The sequence below is a fragment of the Paenibacillus sinopodophylli genome, assembly GCF_005930355.1.
GTDB classification, from domain to species: Bacteria; Bacillota; Bacilli; order Paenibacillales; family Paenibacillaceae; genus Pristimantibacillus; species Pristimantibacillus sinopodophylli.
The window spans coordinates 1-725 of sequence record NZ_VDBO01000055.1 but is presented as its reverse complement, the minus strand read 5'-3'; the positions used below and the strand labels follow the sequence as shown (position 1 = coordinate 725).

1 protein-coding gene and 2 pseudogenes are annotated in these 725 nt (G+C 45.4%); all 3 read right to left on the bottom strand.

Going from position 1 to position 725, the window contains the following annotated elements:
- Positions 1-302 (bottom strand): annotated as a pseudogene (locus FGT79_RS30650) (hypothetical protein); the annotation flags it as partial.
- Between the two features lie 43 nt (positions 303-345).
- Positions 346-528, bottom strand: coding sequence for a hypothetical protein (locus tag FGT79_RS30645; RefSeq protein ID WP_138756593.1), 183 nt, complete (start codon positions 526-528; stop codon positions 346-348).
- A gap of 9 nt (positions 529-537) precedes the next feature.
- A pseudogene (locus FGT79_RS31720) lies at positions 538-725 on the bottom strand (hypothetical protein); the annotation flags it as partial.

Here is a 725-nt window from a genome sequence, read left to right as displayed (position 1 = left end):
GCTGATGTAAGGATGGCCTCTTCATTTTCGTCAAACTTCACTTCGCCCTCTACTGTGTCCGCACCTTGTGACAACTCTGCAATCAAAGGAGAGTAACGCGGAACCTCAATGGACAATGTGTCCTGCAGATCCTGTGCTGTAAGGTGGAACGGCAATCCAGATTCGCCGCCGAACACTTTATTCCAAGCGAATTGCGGTGCGAACATAACGCTGTTCACTTTTTCATCAATCCATTTAAGCGATCCGTCCATTCCACGCGTCCAAACTCTTCCTACTCCATCAAAAACTAACGGTTCAGCCATGATTAATATCCTCCTTCTAGAAACGAAAAAGGAACCTGTAAGATTATTTTACAAGTTCCCATAAACGCACATCGATTTCACTGATGCGCCGATATTCTTTTGTTTGATCGTAATCTTTTCTTGGCACAGCGCCCTGACCCATGATGCCAAGCTTTGTCGCCAGCGAAACTTTCTCTTTCACAAGCTTCTCAAATTCAGATTCCTCGTCCACACTTGTATTTGACATGCCCTCACCTCAATTCCGGATATAATCTACATCATATATGGCTTTGTAGCCCTTAACGCCTGTGATGCCGGTAGCAAAATCAGTATCATAAGCAAGCGTGCACCGAAATGTGTTTAGGGTTGCTTGTCTAAGATTCTCATCATGAAACAATCGAAATGCTCGCTCAGCTATCAGCCGTGCATCCGCGCTGCTTGGTG

What these genes read in the sequence shown, in the direction of transcription:
- FGT79_RS30645 (WP_138756593.1), bottom strand. Translation starts at nt 528, where the DNA reads ATGTCAAATACAAGTGTGGACGAGGAATCTGAATTTGAGAAGCTTGTG.